The sequence below is a fragment of the Methylobacterium sp. J-118 genome (genome assembly GCF_057836565.1).
On sequence record NZ_JBYQFA010000001.1, the window covers coordinates 5,325,316 to 5,342,604 of the forward strand.

Annotated in this window: 6 protein-coding genes; 1 reads left to right on the forward strand and 5 read right to left on the reverse strand. The window is 71.0% G+C overall.

From position 1 onward, the window contains the following. Positions 1 to 142: 142 nt before the first annotated feature. From glgB to treZ, 5 genes are all read right to left on the reverse strand, one after another. On the reverse strand, positions 143 to 2,422 hold the full coding sequence (gene glgB, locus AC3IF3_RS26055; protein WP_243972490.1) for a 1,4-alpha-glucan branching protein GlgB: 2,280 nt from the start codon (positions 2,420 to 2,422) through the stop codon (positions 143 to 145). Beyond that, positions 2,419 to 5,697: a maltose alpha-D-glucosyltransferase gene (gene treS, locus AC3IF3_RS26060; RefSeq protein WP_489218891.1), complete on the reverse strand. Its 3,279-nt coding sequence runs from the start codon at positions 5,695 to 5,697 to the stop codon at positions 2,419 to 2,421. The genes glgB and treS overlap by 4 nt, the downstream gene beginning before the upstream one ends. 149 nt (positions 5,698 to 5,846) lie before the next feature. Continuing rightward, positions 5,847 to 9,227 (reverse strand): maltotransferase domain-containing protein, encoded by a 3,381-nt coding sequence (locus AC3IF3_RS26065; RefSeq protein ID WP_489230839.1) that lies wholly within the window; start codon positions 9,225 to 9,227, stop codon positions 5,847 to 5,849. A 343-nt stretch (positions 9,228 to 9,570) separates the two neighbouring features. Continuing rightward, positions 9,571 to 14,472, reverse strand: a complete 4,902-nt coding sequence (locus AC3IF3_RS26070; protein ID WP_489230840.1) for a malto-oligosyltrehalose synthase — start codon at positions 14,470 to 14,472, stop codon at positions 9,571 to 9,573. Then, the gene (treZ, locus tag AC3IF3_RS26075) at positions 14,469 to 16,274 is read right to left on the reverse strand and encodes a malto-oligosyltrehalose trehalohydrolase (RefSeq protein WP_489230841.1); all 1,806 of its coding nucleotides are present in this window, start codon (positions 16,272 to 16,274) and stop codon (positions 14,469 to 14,471) included. The genes AC3IF3_RS26070 and treZ overlap by 4 nt, the downstream gene beginning before the upstream one ends. A gap of 289 nt (positions 16,275 to 16,563) precedes the next feature. On the opposite strand from treZ, the gene pyrF reads away from it, so the two are divergent. Beyond that, positions 16,564 to 17,256 (forward strand): orotidine-5'-phosphate decarboxylase, encoded by a 693-nt coding sequence (gene pyrF / locus AC3IF3_RS26080; protein ID WP_489230843.1) that lies wholly within the window; start codon positions 16,564 to 16,566, stop codon positions 17,254 to 17,256. Positions 17,257 to 17,289 lie beyond the last annotated feature (33 nt).

Here is a 17,289-nt window from a genome sequence, read left to right on the forward strand (position 1 = left end):
AGCGGTGCGGTGCCTTCTGAGCCACCCCCACCCCTGACCCCTCCCCACAAGGGGGAGGGGAAAAGCGCTCTGTTTTCAGCGTGTTGGCGTCAGACTGAGATGTGTGAATCCGGTAGCCCGCAGAGGGCGGGCGGGATTTACGTCACCGCTCCAGCACGAAGATCATCGTGGCCAGCGGCGGCAGGGTCAGCGACAGGGATTGGGCCTGGCCGTGGCTCGCCTGTCCGTCGCTGTGACCGCCGCCGTTGTTGCCGAGGTTCGAGCCGCCGTACACGCCGGCATCCGAGTTGAACGCCTCGCGGTAGAAGCCCGCCTCCGGCACGCCGATCCGGTAGCCCTCCCGGGGGATCGGGGTGAAGTTCGACACCACGATGGCGACCTGGCCCGGCTCGGCGCCCTTGCGGGCCCAGGCGATGACGCTGTTGTCCTGGTCGTCCGCCACCAGCCACTGGAAGCCGGTCTGCTCCACGTCGCGGCTGTGGAGGGCGGGCGTCGCGACGTAGAGCCGGTTGAGGTCCCGGACCACGTCCTTGACGCCCTTGTGCAGGGGATCGTCGAGCAGGTGCCAGTCCAGGCTGGTGTCGTGGTTCCACTCCCGCTCCTGGCCGAACTCGCCGCCCATGAACAGCAGCTTCTTGCCGGGATGCCCCCACATGAAGCCGAAATAGGCGCGCAGGTTCGCGAATTTCTGCCAGCGGTCGCCGGGCATCTTGTTCAGCAGCGAGCCCTTCCCGTGCACGACCTCGTCGTGGGAGAGCGGCAGGATGAAGTTCTCCGAGAAGGCGTAGAGCAGCCCGAAGGTCAGGTTGTGGTGATGGTAGCGGCGATGGATCGGATCCTCCTGCATGAAATGCAGGGTGTCGTGCATCCAGCCCATGTTCCACTTGAAGCCGAAGCCGAGCCCGCCGGTATAGGTCGGGTGCGAGACGCCGGGCCACGAGGTCGATTCCTCGGCCACGGTGATCGTGCCCGGGGCGTGGCTGTAGGTCGCCTCGTTGGTCTTGCGCAGGAAGTCGATGGCGTCGAGGTTCTCGTTGCCGCCGTAGCGGTTCGGGATCCACTCGCCCTGGCGGCGCGAATAGTCGAGGTAGAGCATCGAGGCGACCGCATCCACGCGCAGGCCGTCGAGGTGGTAGTGCTCCAGCCAGAACCGGGCGTTGGCCGCCAAGAAGGTCGCGACCTCCGTGCGCCCGAAATTGTAGATGTATGTGCCCCAATCCTGGTGGAAGCCCTGGCGGGGATCGGCGTGCTCGTAGAGGTGCGTGCCGTCGAACTGGCCGAGCCCGTGGGCGTCGAGCGGGAAGTGGCCCGGCACCCAGTCGAGCAGCACGCCGATGCCGGCCTCGTGGGCGGCGTCCACGAAGGCCGCGAATTCCTCCGGGGTGCCGAACCGGCTGGTCGGGGCGAACAGCGAGACCGGCTGGTAGCCCCAGGACCCGTCGAACGGGAACTCGGTGATCGGCAGCATCTCGATATGGGTGAAGCCCAGATCCTTGACGTAGGGGATCAGCCGCTCGCCCAGCTCCTTGTAGGTGAGGTAGCGGTTGCCCTCCTCGGGCACCCGCGCCCAGGAGCCGAGATGGACCTCGTAGACCGAGATCGCCGCGTGGCGCGGGTCCTTGGCGCCGCGGGTGCTCATCCACCCGGAATCGCGCCAGTCGAACTCCCCGGTCCCGTGGGTGACCGAGGCGGTTTCCGGCGGGTGCTGGGCCGCGAAGGCGACCGGGTCGGCCTTGAGCGGGATCAGGGCCCCGTCGGGGCCGCGGATCTCGAACTTGTAGCGCACGCCGGCGGTGAGCCCGGGCACGAACAGCTCCCAGATGCCGCCGTCCTGCCAGAGGCGCATCGGGTGGCGCCGCCCGTCCCAGTCGTTGAAGTCGCCAACCACGCTGACCTTGCGGGCATTGGGCGCCCAGACGGCGAAGCGGAAGCCGTCGATGCCGTCGAGCCGCCCGGACTGGGCCCCGAGCATCCGGTAGACGAGGTTGGTGCCGACCTCGCGCAAGGTCGCCACGTCGTACTGCTCGATCGACGAGCCGAAGCCGTAGGGGTCGTAGCGGCGGCGCTTCGATCCGTCCCAGGCCTCGACCTCGATCTCGTAGAGCGGCCGGTGCTCGCCCTCGACCCGGGCGACGTAGAACCCGTCCGGGTGGCGCTTCTCGAAGGGCACGCTGCGCCCGTCCATCACCAGGGTGGCGGCCCGGGCCTCGGGCAGCACGGCGCGCACCTCCCAGGCATCCGGCCCGGCCCGGTGGGGGCCGAGCACCGCGAACGGGTCGCCGTGGCTGGCGCTCATCAGGGCGGCGATCGCGTCCGGATGGACGCTCGGCGCCGCGGCGGCGGAGCCGGGGACCTCTGCGTCCCGCGCCGTCGCCGCTTCCGGGTCGGCCCGCGTTGCGAAGGTCTCGTCGATCGCCGTCATTCCGATGCTCCGGGCTCGTGTCGGTCCGCGTCCAGAATGGTGAGAACCCCGCGGGCGGGAATTTCGATCCAGTCCGGCCGGTTGTTGGCCTCGTAGTCGACCTCGTACAGGGCCTTGGTCAGGAGGCACAGGCGCAGCAGCCGCGCCCGCGTGCCCGGGTCGGTCACGGCGGCCCGGGAGCCCACGACCGCGGCCTCGTAGCCGTCCAGGAACGCCGCCTCGATCATCCCGCGCCAGGCGGTGGCGGCGTCGCGGGCCCGCTCCTCGGTGTCGCCGAACCGGGCGGCGATCTCGCGGGTCACGGTCTCGGCACCATACGCGAAGGAGCGCATCAGCCCGGCCACGTCGCGCAGGGGCATCGACTTGGCCCGGCGCTCGTCGGCCGGGCGCGAGGGCTCGCCCTCGAAGTCGACGATGATCAGGTCGCTCTCGGCGACCAGGACCTGCCCCAGGTGGTAGTCGCCGTGAATGCGGGTCTTGTAGGCGCCCAGAGGCGGCGCGTCGGTGAGCGCGTCGATCAGCGTCTCGACCTCCTGCCGGCGCGGGAGGAGGGCCGCGCAGGCGGTCTTGCCGGCGTCGAGGCCGCGCTCGGTGAGCCCTTTCAGCGCCCGGAAGGCGCGCTCGGCCTGGTGGCGGGCGTCCCGGGCGAGCACCGCGAGGTCGGCCTCGGTGAACGGCTCGGCCGCGAAGGCCGGGTCGTCGGTCTCGGTCGCCAGCGCCGCGTGCAGCTCGGCGGTGCGCCGCCCGAGCAGCTCCGCCCAGGGCCGATGGGCCTGGAACGCCTCCTCAGGGGTCGCAGCCTCGCTCTCGGGGGTGAGCACCACGGTCTCGAAGTCCCGGCGCAGGCCCTCCAGCATCAGGGTCCAGGCGTCGCCCTGGTTCATGACGAACTTCTGAAGGACCGCCAGCGCCGTCCGCGTGCCGTCCTCGGCCACGTGTTCGAGGGTGCCGAGGAGCGCGGGGGTGTTGGAGAACCCCGCCTGCTCGGTGAGGAAGCGCCCGACCTCGATCTCGGGATGCATCCCCGGCTGCAGGCGGCGCAGGAGCTTGAGCATCATCTTCGAGCCGATGGCGATCGAGGTGTTGCTCTGCTCCGCCGAGAGCCGGCGGATGTCGGCCACGTCGACCGTGACCTCCGGGTCGAAGGCCGAGGTGGCGGCGAAGACCAGCCGCCCGCTCTCGGTGGGGATCTCGCGGGCCCGGCGCATGTCGTCGATCAGGCCGGCGGCGAAGTCGTTGGAGCCGGCCGCCCCGTAGAGCAGGCCGGTGCGCGGCCCCCGGCGCACCCGCGCCACCGCGAAGGGCAGCAGCGTCTCGTCCTCGCGGCCCTCGTCGACGCCCACCGGCACGAAGTACTGGTGGGTCTCGCCGTTGGCGAGCTGCACGTCGAGGCGCGGCAGGAGGAAGCGCGCGCTCCCGTCCACGTCCTTGACGGCGGCGCAGTCGATCACCTTCACGCCCCTGATCCGCGAGCCCTTGGCGCCGAACCAGCGCCGGCTCGTCAGGAAGGGCGGCACCACGGTGCGCTCGAAGGCGACGCGCTCGCGGCCCGACATCAGGCTCTCGATGCCGCCGGTCAGCACCAGGGTGAACAGCTCCGGCGGCTCCTGCTGCGGGCCGATCGCCCCCGAGCGGGCGGCGCTCAGGGAGAACCAGTAGAAGCCGTAGGACGGCAGGGTCAGCAGGTAGGGCAGGTCGCCGATCGGCGGGAACTCGGTGCCGCCGGTGAGCTCGATCGGCACCGCGGTGCGCAGTTCCGACAGGTCGAGCTGCACCGCCTGGGGCGCGCGCGACAGGTTGGCCACGCACAGGACCCGCTCGTCCTCGTGCTCGCGGATCCAGGCGAGCACCTTGCGGTTCGACGGATACAGGAACTGGATCGTGCCGCGCCCCAGGGCGACGCTGTTGTTGCGGATCGCGATCATGCGCCGCGTCCAGTTCAGCAGGCTGGTCTGCGCCTGGATCTGCGCCTCGACGTTGATCGCGTCGAAGCCGTAGATCGGGTCCTGGATCGCCGGCAGGAACAGTTTTTGGGGGTTCGCCCGGGAGAAGCCGCCGTTGCGGTCCGGGGTCCACTGCATCGGCGTGCGCACGCCGTCGCGGTCGCCGAGATAGATGTTGTCGCCCATGCCGATCTCGTCGCCGTAATAGAGCACCGGCGTGCCGGGCATCGACAGGACGAGGGACTTCATCAATTCGATCTTGCGCCGGTCGTTCTCGAGGAGCGGCGCGAGGCGGCGGCGGATGCCGAGGTTGATCCGGGCCCGCCGCTCGGCGGCGTAGAACGACCAAAGATAATCGCGCTCCTCGGCGGTCACCATTTCGAGCGTGAGTTCGTCGTGATTCCGCAGGAAGATCGCCCATTGGCAGCCCTCGGGGATCTCCGGGGTCTGGCGCATGATGTCGGTGATCGGGTGCCGGTCCTCCCGGGCGATCGCCATGTACATCCGCGGCATCAGCGGGAAGTGGAACGCCATGTGGCATTCGTCACCGTCGCCGAAATACTGGGCGGTCTCCTCGGGCCACTGGTTGGCTTCCGCCAGCAGCATCCGGTCGGGATAGCTGGCATCCAGCGCCGCCCGGATTTTTTTGATCACATCGTGGGTTTCGGCGAGGTTCTCGCAGTTCGTGCCGTCGCGCTCGATCAGGTAGGGGATCGCGTCGAGGCGCAGGCCGTCGACGCCCATGTCGAGCCAGTAGCGCATCGTCGCGATGACCGCTTCCAGCACCTTCGGGTTGTCGAAGTTCAGGTCCGGCTGGTGGCTGTAGAACCGGTGCCAGAAATACTGCTTGGCGACCGGGTCCCAGGTCCAGTTCGAGGCCTCGGTGTCGAGGAAGATGATCCGCGTGTCCTTGTACGGCTCGTCGGTGTCCGACCAGACGTAGAAGTCGCGCTCGGGCGAGCCGGGGGGCGCCTCCCGGGCGGCCTGGAACCAGGGATGCTGGTCGCTGGTGTGGTTGATCACGAGTTCGGTGATCACCCGCAGGCCCCGGTCATGGGCCGCCGCCACGAAGGCCTTGAAGTCCTCCATGGTCCCGTAGGACGGGTTGATGCCCTCGTAATCGGCGATGTCGTAACCGTCGTCGCGCAGCGGCGAGGGGTAGAACGGCATCAGCCAGATCGCCGTGACGCCGAGGTCGCGGACGTAGTCGAGGCGCTGGGTCAGACCCTCGAAGTCGCCGATCCCGTCGTTGTTCGCGTCGAAGAACGACTTGACGTGGATCTGGTAGATGATGGCGTCACGGTACCATTGCGGGTCGCTGCGATCGATCATCGCGTCGCTGCCTCATCGGTCGGATCTGACGGGACCGGCGGGGGGACCGGCCGGGACGCGGTCGGTCGGCCGCCGCGCGGGTGCAAGGGTCGGCGACGGGAACGCCCGCCGCAGGATTCAACTGCCATGGCCGAGTGCCACGGGCGCGCTCAGCCCGCAACCCGCCGCGGCGCCCGGAGGCGCCAGATCACGCAGGATCGCTCGGCCGGATCGAGGGCGATGCGGTGGGTCTTGCCGCGCAACTCGAACGTGTAGCCCTGGAGCAGGTCCTCGACCTCGACGGCACCGTCGTCGGGCAGGCCGAACAGCCAGAGCGGCACTTCGTAGGTGCATTCCTGGCGGTTCTTCGGATCGAGGTTGACCATGGTGAAGACGCAATTGTCGCGCTCCGGCGTCGCCTTCGCGTAGGCGATGATCTGATCGTTGAAGGCCCCGGTGAAGACGACGTTGCGGAAATCCCAGAGGGCCGGGTTCTCGCGCCGGATCGTGTTGAGCTTGACGATATGCGCGCGGATGTTCCCCGGCCGGTGATCGTCCCAGGCCTTCAGCTCGTATTTTTCCGAGTTCAGGTACTCCTCCTTGCCCGGATACGGCGCCGCCTCGCACAATTCGAAGCCGTTGTAGATGCCGTAGACCGACGACAGGGTGGCGGCGAGCGTGCCGCGGATCACGAAGCCGGCGCGCCCGCTGGTCTGGAGGAAGTACGGGTTGATGTCGGGTGTGTTGGCGAAGAAGTTCGGGCGGTAGTACTCGCCCATCTCCCCGGCCAGCTCCAGGGCGTAGTCGGTGAGCTCCTGCTTGGTGTTGCGCCAGGTGAAGTAGGTGTAGCTCTGCTGGTAGCCGGCCTTGGCGAGTTTCTTCATCATCTTCGGCCGGGTGAAGGCCTCGGCCAGGAAGATCGCATCCGGATAGCGGCCGTTGACTTCGCCGATCACCCATTCCCAGAACGGGATCGGCTTGGTGTGCGGGTTGTCGACCCGGAAGATGCGCACGCCCCGGGCGCACCAGCCGAGCAGGATGTCGCGCAATTCGATCCACAGCCCGGGCAGGGCCCCGCCGTAGAAATGGACGTTCGAGATGTCCTCGTACTTCTTCGGGGGGTTCTCGGCGAATTTCAGCGTGCCGTCGGGGCGCCACTCGAACCATTCCGGGTGGTTCTTGATCCAGGGATGGTCGGGGGAGCACTGGATCGCGAAGTCCAGCGCGATCTCCATCCCGTAGGCGTGGCTCGCCGCCACCAGCCGCTCGAAGTCCTGGAGCGTGCCGAGGTCGGGATGCACGGCCTCGTGGCCGCCCTCCTCCGCGCCCACCGCGTAGACCGAGCCGACATCGCCGGGCTCGGCCTTGAGGGTGTTGTTCTTCCCCTTGCGGTTGGTTCTTCCCACGGGGTGGATCGGCGTGAAGTAGAGGACGTCGAAGCCGAGCTCGCGAATCTCGGGGAGCCGCCGGATCACGTCGTCGAAGGTGCCGTGGCGGTTCACGTCCATCGATTGCGAGCGCGGAAAGATCTCGTACCAGGCCGAGAACCGGGCCGCGAGGCGGTCGGCGATCACCGGCAGGGTCACGGGATAGCAGGTGAGGTTCACCCGCTCGGCATTCCGGCGCACGAGGCTCGCGGCGTCAGGCTGGAGGATCCGGTCGAGCTGGGCGGGCGAGCCCGCCTCCTCGGCGGCCAGCGCCGCCACCAGGGCGGCGAGGCGCTCGGCGTCGCGGCCGCCCCGGGTCCGGGCGAGGGCGGCGGCGGTCTCGACGACGGTCACGCCCTCGATCGTCTCCAGGCGGATGTCGACCCCGGCCGCGCGCTTCTTCAGGGTGTCGCGGATCCAGGAGGAGAACGGGTCGCGCCACGCGATCAGGGTGAACTCGTAGCGGGCGTTTTTCTCCAGGGGGAAATGCCCGGCCCAGCGGTCGTTGTCGGCGAAGACCATCGGGTCCTCGCGCCAGCCCTCGCTGCCGGCGACCCGCGACAGGATCGCGGCGTCGATGATCTCGTGGCCGTCGGAGAAGATGTCGGCCTCGACCCGCAGGGATTCGCCGACGATCCGCTTCACCGCCGAGCGGCCGCCGTCGATCTCGGGGGTGACCGCCTCGATCACGACCCGGCCCTCACCGTCCGGGGAGCCCCGATCGGGGAACTCGGCGGCCTGCTGGGTGCCCGCCGCGAGGATGCGCAATTCGCCCGGGAGCAGATCGATGGCGCTGCCGGGATGGAAGGCGATCGGCTCGGCCCCGGGCGTCCGGTCGACGAAGGCGCCGAGCATCCCGCCGGTGCGGGCGATCAGCGTGCCGGCATCCACCGGCACCGGTCTTTCGGTCGGATTGTAGAGCACGATCAGCCCGTGCCGCGCCGAGGCCGGATGGCCGGTGTCGAACCGGGCGAGCGCCACCAGGTCGCTGTCGGGCGCGGAGATCCGCAGCTGCGCACCCTCGACATTGGCGGCCGGCAGCTCGGCCCGCAGGGCGTTGACCGCCCGGACATAGCCGGAGATGTCGATCCCGGTCTCGCTCTCGCGGTCGCGCGGGGTGGTCTCGACCACGTGCAGCGCCCGGCGGTAGCCCCACTCGTAGCCGATCGGCATCAGCACGCCCGCCGAGAAGAAGGCGGCGAGGGCGTAGCGGGTGCGCAGATGCGCCGCCACCGCCTCGGGGCCGCCGCCGATCCCGGCGGCGAGGCGCTTCATGTCGTGGTTCTCGGGGAAGGCGATGGAGGGCGCCAGCACCCGCAGGCGCTCGTACTGCTCCAGGGCCCAGGGCTTCTGCAGGTCCCACCACGCGAAGGAGTTGAACAGGTAGTCGAAGCCGGCGCCGGCCGTGGCCTTCGCCTCCTCGAAGGTGCAGCCGAGGGTCTCGGCGGCGAACAGGCAGGCGGGATCCCGGCCCTTGGCCTCCCCGATCAGCACGCGCCAGGTCTCCGGCGGCACCTTGTAGGCGGCATCGCACCGGAAGCCGGCCACGCCGAGCCCCTGGAGCCGGGCGACGTAGGCGCCCCAGATCCGGGTCAGCTCGTCCCGGGCGGCTTGGGTGTGGTAGTCGAGTTCGGCGAGGTCGCCCCAGACGGTGCGGATCGACGGATCGTCCGGATCCACCGCGGCCGGGTGCATGATCGAGCCGTCGGGCTCCTTCATGAACAGGTCGGGCCGCTCGGTGGCGAGCCGGGCGTTGTCGGCGGTGTGGTTGATCACGAGATCGGTCATCACCGACAGGCCGGCGGCCTTGGCGGCGGCGCAGAAACGCTGGATCTGCGCGTCGTCCGGGGTGCCGTCCTGGTCCCGGAACCGCTCGTCGAGGCGCTCGGGATCGGCGACCGCGTACAGGCTCCGCGAGCCGCCGGTCTGGTGGAACGGGTTGAGGTAGATCCAGTCGAAGCCGAGGCTCGCGATGCGCGGCAGCTCGGCGGTCCAGTCCGACACGCGCCCGACCAGGAGCGGGAACAGGTTGTAGATCCGCGGCCCCTCGGCCCGGGGCGCCAGGGCGGCGGGCAGGACGGCCTCGGCCCCGGACGTCGCGGCGGCTTTGGTCGGTGCGTTCATGCTGGCCCCTGGCTCCCGTTCACTGTGTCGTAACGCCCGAAGCGTGTGGCTGTGCCGCGCGGTTCGACGTGTCTCAGCAGAGTTGGATGACACGGCTGCGGAGGGACGTTTTGGAATACGCGCTGCCGCACCTGCCACCCTGCGCGTCCCCTCCCCCCTTTGCGGGGGAGGGTGGCCCGCGAAGCGGGTCGGGAGAGGGGAGCGACGGCGCAGACGATGCCGCGCTGCTCACCGCTGCCCTGGCCTTTCCGGAACCCGGGTTCCCCTCTCCCGACCCGGCCTGACGGCCGGCCCACCCTCCCCCGCAGAGGGGGGAGGGAGAGAAGCGGGGGCGCCGGTCCCCTCACGATTCCCGCCGCAGCACCACGTAGGGCAGATCGCGCAGGAGGACGCCGAGATCGGCCCCCTCCCCTTCGACGATCCGCCCCGTCGCGAGGTCGCGCCAGCGGGTCCCGACCCCCAGATCGACCCGGGTGCCGGCAAAAGCCTCCCCCGACCAGGTTGTCTCGCCGACGAGCCCGGCCACGAGCCGCGGCACCGCCACGAACAGGTCGCCGCCCTCCTGGCCCGGATCGGTCCGCCGATAGGCGATCACGTGGTCGGCCCGGGCGCCCGCGGCCGCGACGGGCTCGTAGGCGGCGCTGGCGTAGAAGTCCGGGCGCTCGGCCCGCTCCGTGAGGAGCCGCGCGAGCGTCGCCTGCTTGACCCGCCCGTCCGGCCAATGCGCCAGCAGGGCCGCCGGTTCGCCGCCCTGTTCGAGCATCCGTTCCAGGGCCGGGTAATCCACCGGGCGGCGGTTGTCGGGATCGACGAAGGAGAAGTCCCAGAGTTCCGTGCCCTGGTAGGTGTCGGGCAGGCCCGGCAGGGTGCATTTCAGGACCGTCCGGCCGAGGCTCGCCAGCATGCCGAGATGGGCGAGCCGCCGGGCGAAGGGCCGGAGCGCGCGCAGGAAGTCGGAGCCCGGGGCGATCAGCGCGGAAAACAGCTTCTTGACCGCGCCCTCGTAGACCTCGTCGACATTGACCCAGCTCGACCGGCGCTTGCCCTCGCGCATCGCCTTCTCGCCATAGGCGATCAGGCGGTCGCGGAACGTCGCGATCACGGCGGGCTCGTCCCGCTCCAGCAGCTCCAGGGGCCAGGCGCCGAGGATCGCCTGAAAGAACATCCACTGGTCGTTGGCGTCGGGGGCGGGCTCGCCGTCGATCCGGGCGAGGTGCGGTCCGGCCGCGCGCTGCCACAGGTCCCAGGCCCCGGCCCATTCCTCCGGGATCTCCGAGAGGGCGAGCAGCCGGGTGCGGGCATCCTCGCCGCGCTTGGTGTCGTGGGTCGCCGTGGTGATCATGGCGTTCGGCCAGTCGCGGGCGCGGGCGACCTGCAGGTCGTGGAAATGCTCCGCGTCGATGCCGTATTCCCCCGGATCGCCGCCGACCTCGTTGAGGCCGAGGAGGCACGCGTACCGGTAGAACAGCGTGTCCTCCAGGCTCTTGGCCATGACCGGGCCGGTGAGCTGCTGGAACCGGCGGCGGAAGCGCAGGGCCACCCGCGGGTCCGGACGGCCCGGGCCGGTCGTCTCGATCCGCCCGAGCAGGACCTCGGCGGCGAAGTCGTGGACCGAGCGGTCCGGCAGGCCCGACCAGCGCTTGGCCTTGGCGACCGCGCCCTCGATCAGGCGCACGTCCTCGGGCTCGACCTCGCCCTCCTCCAGCTCCGGCGGCAGATAGCTGCGGTAGGTCGGGAAGCGCGCGATGATCTCGATCAGCGCCCGGCGGAGCGCGTTGACGGTGAAGTCGCGGGTGCGCCGGTCGGCATCGGCGACCTCCTTCAGGTCGGAGGTCAGCACCTCCAGCTCGCTGGCGAAGCTGATCTCCAGGATCTCGGCCTTGGCGGCGCGGAGCTGGAACCCGTAGGGCTCGTCGAAGCCCGTGGCCCAGGTGTAGAGGCGCTCGACCTTCCCGCGCCTACCCTTGTCGACCAGGATCCCGTCGAGCTGGTTGAGCACGTCGTAGCCCGTGGTTCCGGCCACCGGCCAGGGCCGCAGCCGCTCCCCGGGCTCCAGGATCTTTTCGACCACCACGTAGAAGCCGGGGCCCACGGCGGCCTGCAGCGCCCGCGCGTAGCCCAGCGGGTCGGCCAGCCCGTCGATGTGGTCGACGCGCAACCCGTCGATCCGGCCCGCGCGGACGTGCCGGAACACGGTCTCGTGGGAGCGGTGGAAGATGTCGGACAGCTCGACCCGCAGGCCGGCGAGCGAGTTCACGTCGAAGAACCGGCGGTAGTTGATATCGCTCGAGGCCACCCGCCAATGGGCGAGCCGGTAGGCTTGGGCCTCCAGCAGCCGGTGCAGCGGCCCGAAGCTGTCCGGCCGGCCCTTGAAGCCGTTGAGCAGCGCGAGCGTGCTGGCGGTGGCCTCCTGGATCAGCGGCGACACGCCGTAGATCTCGGCGAGCCGGCGCTTCAACCCTTCCGCCTCCTCGGGGAAGCCTTTGCGGCGGGTCTCGTCGGTGTCGATCGCCATGGCGCGCAGGCGCTCGGAGATGGCGAGCAGCTCCGCGGTGGTGTCGTCGTCCACCGCCCCGATGGCGGCGATCACCCGGTTGAGGATAGTCGGGTAGCTCAGGGGCCGGATCGGCAGCTGGTGCTCGTAGTGCCAGACGCTGAAGGCCCCGGTCTCGGGGTCGAACTTCAGCGTCAGCGTGCCCTTCTCCAGGGCCTCGCCGTAGCGGTCGCCGAGGAACGGGATCACGAGATTCCGCCCGGCCCCGAGGCGCTGCCAGTCGATGTCGAAGGCGTCGGCGAAGGGCGACAGGGAGCCCCATTCCAGGACCGAGAGCCACCAGGGATTGTCGGCTCCGCCGACGCCCATGTGGTTCGGCACGATGTCGAGGAGGAGCTTGATCCCGTGCGCCCGCAGGGTGTCGGACAGGGCGACGAAGCCCGCCTCGCCGCCGAGTTCCGGGTTGAGCGCCCCGTGGTCGACGATATCGTAGCCGTGCGTCGAGCCGGCCCGGGCCTTTTGGAGCGGGGAGGCGTAGACGTGGCTGATCCCGAGGGTCTTCAGATAGGGGACGATGCGTTCCGCATCCGCGAAGGTGAAGTCCTTGTGGAACTGGAGCCGGTAGGTCGATTGCGGCGGCGGCACCGCGAGCCGGGCGGCCCCGGAGCGCGGCCCCCGCGCCTCGGCCGAGAGCGCCGCCGCCAGCTTGGCCAGCGGGCCGCCGGGGGCGGCGATGTCGGTCAGGTCCCGGTCGAGCTTGCGCCGCCAGTTCGGGTAGCCCTCGGTGGAACCCGGGACGTTGGCCTGGGCGAGTTCCGAGACCACGTCCTCGTACTGGACGGCGGTCAGCATCGACGGCGCCCGGGCGAGGTAGCGGGCGGCGGCCTCGAAGGGCGCGGCCTCCGGCGGCTCGGCCGAGGGCAGCAGCTGCTCCCCGGCCAGCGCCTCGGTGAGGCGGCGGCGCTCGACCACCCGCTCGTTGCGCTCGGCCTCGGCGCGGTCCTGATCGTACAGGCCGAGCGACTGGCGGGTGTCGGTGTCGACCCCGCGCCACCAGCCGACGAAGGTCGGCAGATCGTGGGTGGTGATCGCGGTGAGCGCGTCGCGCGGATAGGCCGACGGGGCCTTGAATCGGCCGTCCCCTTCCCGCTCGAAGGCCAGGATCCGGTAGCTCAGCACGCCGGCCCGCATCAGGGCGTCGGAAAACCCCTCGGGGGCGGTGCCGAGATCCTCGGCGATGACCAGGCACTTGTTGCGGTGGCTCTCCAGCCGCAGCACCGCCAGCATCGGCTCGAACGGCATGGCCACGTAGGCGCCGGCCTGGGCGCCCGCGCCCAGCGGGATCAGGAACAGGCGGGCGAGCTGGAAGGCGTGGTCGATCCGGATCGCGCCGGCGTGGCGCATGTTGGCCTGGACCAGGGCTCGGAACGCCGCGAGGCCGTCGCGCTCCATCGCCAGCGGGTCGAAGGCCGGTAGGCCCCAGTTCTGGCCCTTGGGGGCGAGGAGGTCCGGGGGCGCGCCGATCGACACCTTGTCGGCGAAGCGCTCGGGATGCGACCAGATCTCGGAGCCGCCCCGGTCGGCGCCGACCGCGAGGTCGCGGTAGAGCCCGACCCGCATGCCGGCCCCGAGCGCCGCCGCGGAGGCCTCCGCGAGCTGCCGGTCGGCGAGGTACTGCAGCCACGCATGGTAGCCGACGGCCTCCGCGTTCTCCGCCGCGAAGGCCTGCACCGCCTCCGTGCCGGCACGGCGGTATTCCTCCGGCCAGTCGCCTAGCCAATGGGCCCCCTGCCCCCGGAAATGCTCCGCCAGGGCCTCGAACACCGCGTGGGCTTCGAGATCCGCGCCGCCCTCCTGGCGGAAGCGCTGGAAGCCCGCGTCCGTCCCGGCCCGGGCCGGCGAATCCGCCCACAGGGCCCGGAGCACCGGCTCGAGCACGTCGTGCACGCCCTGGTGGTCGACCAGCGCCGCTTCGCGCAACGCCGTGATGGCGTCTTCGCGCGCGGCGAGCAGCGCCTCGGCCCGGGATCCCGCCAGTCCCGGCAGGCTGCGGGGCGCGATGAACAGGGTCTCCAGGAACAGACGCGAGGACGGCGAGTAGGGGGAGATCTTGGTCCGGTCGGAGGCGAACAGGGCGTGGACCGGGCTCAGGCCGAGGAAGGCCGCCCCGCGCAGGGCCGCCTCGCGGGCCGCCTCGCCGGCATCCGCATAGGTGCCGATGCCGATATTGGTGGCCGAGCGCAGGCCGTAGAGCTGCGCGGCCAGGCCCCAGTCGGAAGCCCCCTCCTCTGTGTAGGGCCGCGGGCGCCAGCAGCGCTGCGGCGCGGCGATCACCCAGGCCTCGGCCCGGCTCTGCCCGGCCTGGACGGTGAGGCGGTGATAGCCCGGCGTCAGCGGCGGCAGCTCGAAGCCCGGCTCCGGACCCTGCAGGTTGGCCCGGCCCTCGCGGGCGGTCCCGCGGGCGTCCACGAGGCGCCAGACCAGGGTGTGGGGCGCGCCGTCCTGAACGCGGACCGGCACCCGGGCGGTGCGACGGGCCTCCACCGGCAGGAGCGGCGGGATCGGGCCGCGGCGCAGATGCTCGACCTCGGCGAGGCTCCCGGCGATCGCGGCCTCGTCGTCCACCGCGAAACCCAGGGCCGCGAGCAGGCCGCGGCGCACCTCCAGGGAGGTCTCGACGGGCTTGCCGAAGGCGTCCGTGTAGCCGGCGGCGACGCCGACCAGGTCGGCGAGCTGTTCCAGGGGGCTCACGAGCGGGACTCCGAGAGGAACACGCCGGTCCAGGAAGGCAGGTCCCGTCCGGTCGTGTCGGGGGCGTTGGTCCAGACCACCCGGGCGCCGCCCGGATCGACCGCATAGGCCGCGTCCCCGAAATTGGCGACGCAGCGCAGGGTTCCGGCGCCGAAGCGCCACGTGCAGTCGACCACGTCCGGCCGCGGCAGGGTCGCGGCGGCGCCCCGATAGCCGGACTTCGCCAGGGGCACGACCACGTCGCGGCGCAGGGCCAGCAGCCGCGTCGTCTCGGCCAGCACCTCGCGATGGGGCGAGCGGTCGCGCTCCGACCAGTCCAGCTTCGAGGCCTCGAAGGTGTCACGCTCCGTGGGATCGGGGATCTTTCCGGTATCGTCCGCGAAGGCGGCAAAGCTCTTGAATTCCCGGCGGCGGCCGTCGCGCACCGCCGTGTTCAGCGCCTCGTCCGGGGCGAAGTCGACGAAGAACAGGAACGGCGCCGAGGCCGACCATTCCTCGCCCATCCAGAGCATCGGGATCTGCGGGGCCAGCAGCAGCCCGGCCCGGGCGAGATCGAGTTTCTTCGGATCCGCCAGGTGGCTGAGCCGCTCGCCCAGCGCCCGGTTGCCGACCTGATCGTGGTTCTGCAGGAAGGTCACGAAGGCGGAGGGCGGGAGGTGCCCGGAGGGCTCGCCGCGGGGGTGGTTGTCCAGGGTCGCGAACGGCTCGCCCTGATAGGCGAATCCCTCCGCGAGGCACCGGGCGAGGTGGGCGACCGGTTTGTCGGCAAAGCTCTTATAATAGCCGGCGTCTTCGCCGGTGAGCAGCACGTGCCAGCCATGGTGCAGGTCGTCGGCCCATTGCGCGTCGTGCATCTTCGGCCGGCCGGCGGCGTCGCGCTCCAGCCAGCGCGCCTGATTGGCCTCGTTCTCCAGCATCAGGTGGATCTGCCGGTCCGGGAAGGTCTTGCGGACCGTTTCGCCGAGCTCGGCCAGGAAATGGCGCGGCGAATCGTCGAGGATCGCGTGGACGGCGTCGAAGCGCAGGCCGTCGAAACGGTATTCCTCCAGCCAGTACAGGGCGTTCTGGATGAAGAACTGCCGCACCGTGGCGCCGCTCTCCTTGCCGTCGAAGTTGATGCCCGCGCCCCAGGGGGTCTGGTGGCGCTCGGTGAAGAAGGTCTTGGCGTAGGCGTGGAGGTAGTTCCCGGCCGGGCCGAAATGGTTGTAGACCGCGTCGAGATAGACCATCAACCCGAGCCCGTGGGCGGCGTCGATCAGGCGCTTGAGGTCGTCCGGGCGGCCATAGGCGCCGTCGGGCGCGTAGGGCAGCACGCCGTCGTAGCCCCAATTGCGCGAGCCCTTGAAGTCGGCGAGCGGCAGCAGCTCGATCGCGGTGACGCCGAGCGCCTTGAGGTCGGGCAGGCGCGCCTGGAGACCGGCATAGGTCCCCTCCGGGGTCGCGGTGCCGACATGGCACTCGTAGATCACCGCCTCCTCGAAGGGCCGCCCGGTCCAGGCCTCGTCCGACCACGCGAAGGCGCGCGGGTCGAGCACCTCGCTGAGGCCCCCGACGTCGTCCGGCTGGAAGCGGGAGGCGGGATCGGGGACGACGAGGTCGCCGTCGATGCGGAAGCCGTAGCGGGCGCCGGGCTTGACCCCGGGCAGGGCGGTGCGCCGCCAGCCGCCGCCGGATTCGGGCAGGGGATGGTCGGTGCCGTTGACGACGAGATCGACGCTCTTGGCGGTGGGGGCCCAGAGGGCGAAGCGGACGCCGCCCTCGACCATCTCGGCCCCGAAATCCATGCTGTGGGCGCGCCGCATCGGGCCACCGTCCTCGTCATTGGCCGCGCGCACCGGGGCGCAAGCGCGGCAGGATCTATCAGATGGTGGGAGAAGGCCCCGGGGTCGATCAGGTTCCCGCGGTGCAGCTATGGCGGGGTGATGAGACGGCAACCGTGCGAAAAATGGCGCGGTGGTCGGGGCCGGGCCCGGCCGGGCGGCGCGGGCGGCAGGGCGCGCGCCAGGGCCGGTAGGGGCGATCGAGCGTCCGGCGGCCGATTGACAGCCCCGGCCGGGCCGTGATCCGTGCCGCGAGCCGGAAGGACGCCCGATGACCGACACAGCCGACCCCCGCGACCGCCTGATCGTCGCCCTCGATCTGCCCGGCGTGCCCGAGGCCGAGGCGCTGATCGACCGGATCGGCGAGGCCGCGACGTTCTACAAGATCGGCTACCAGCTCGCTTACGCGGGCGGGCTGGCGCTGGCCGAGCGGCTGGCGGCGCGCGGCCTCAAGGTCTTCCTCGACCTGAAGCTCCACGACATCGGCAACACCGTCGCGGAGGGCGTGCGCTCGGCCTCGGGATCCGGCGCCACCTTCCTCACCGTGCATGCCTATCCGCAGACCATGCGGGCGGCGCTCCGCGGGCGGGGCGCGGGCCTGAAGATTCTGGCCGTGACGGTGCTGACCTCCTACGACGATGCCGACGCCGCCGAGGCCGGCTACGCCCTGCCGGTGGCGGAGCTCGTGGCGAAGCGGGCCGCCCAGGCCGCGGAGATCGGCATCGACGGCTTGGTCTGCTCCGCGGCCGAGGCGGTCTCGATCCGGCGGATCGTCGGGCCGGAAAGGCTGATCGTCACCCCGGGGATCCGCCCGGCGGGCGCGGCGGCCGGCGACCAGAAGCGGGTCATGACGCCCGGGCAGGCGCGGGACGCGGGGATCGACCACGTGGTGGTCGGGCGGCCGATCACCGGTGCCGCGGATCCGCGGGCCGCGGTGCAGGCGATCGTCGCCGCGCTGACCTGATCCCCTCCGCCATTGCCTTCGGACGCCCGGGAT

Coding starts and splice junctions, on each gene's coding strand:
- glgB (WP_243972490.1), bottom strand. CDS start 2,422: ATGACGGCGATCGACGAGACCTTCGCAACGCGGGCCGACCCGGAAGCG.
- treS (WP_489218891.1), bottom strand. CDS start 5,697: ATGATCGATCGCAGCGACCCGCAATGGTACCGTGACGCCATCATCTAC.
- AC3IF3_RS26065 (WP_489230839.1), bottom strand. CDS start 9,227: ATGAACGCACCGACCAAAGCCGCCGCGACGTCCGGGGCCGAGGCCGTC.
- treZ (WP_489230841.1), bottom strand. CDS start 16,274: ATGCGGCGCGCCCACAGCATGGATTTCGGGGCCGAGATGGTCGAGGGC.
- pyrF (WP_489230843.1), top strand. CDS start 16,564: ATGACCGACACAGCCGACCCCCGCGACCGCCTGATCGTCGCCCTCGAT.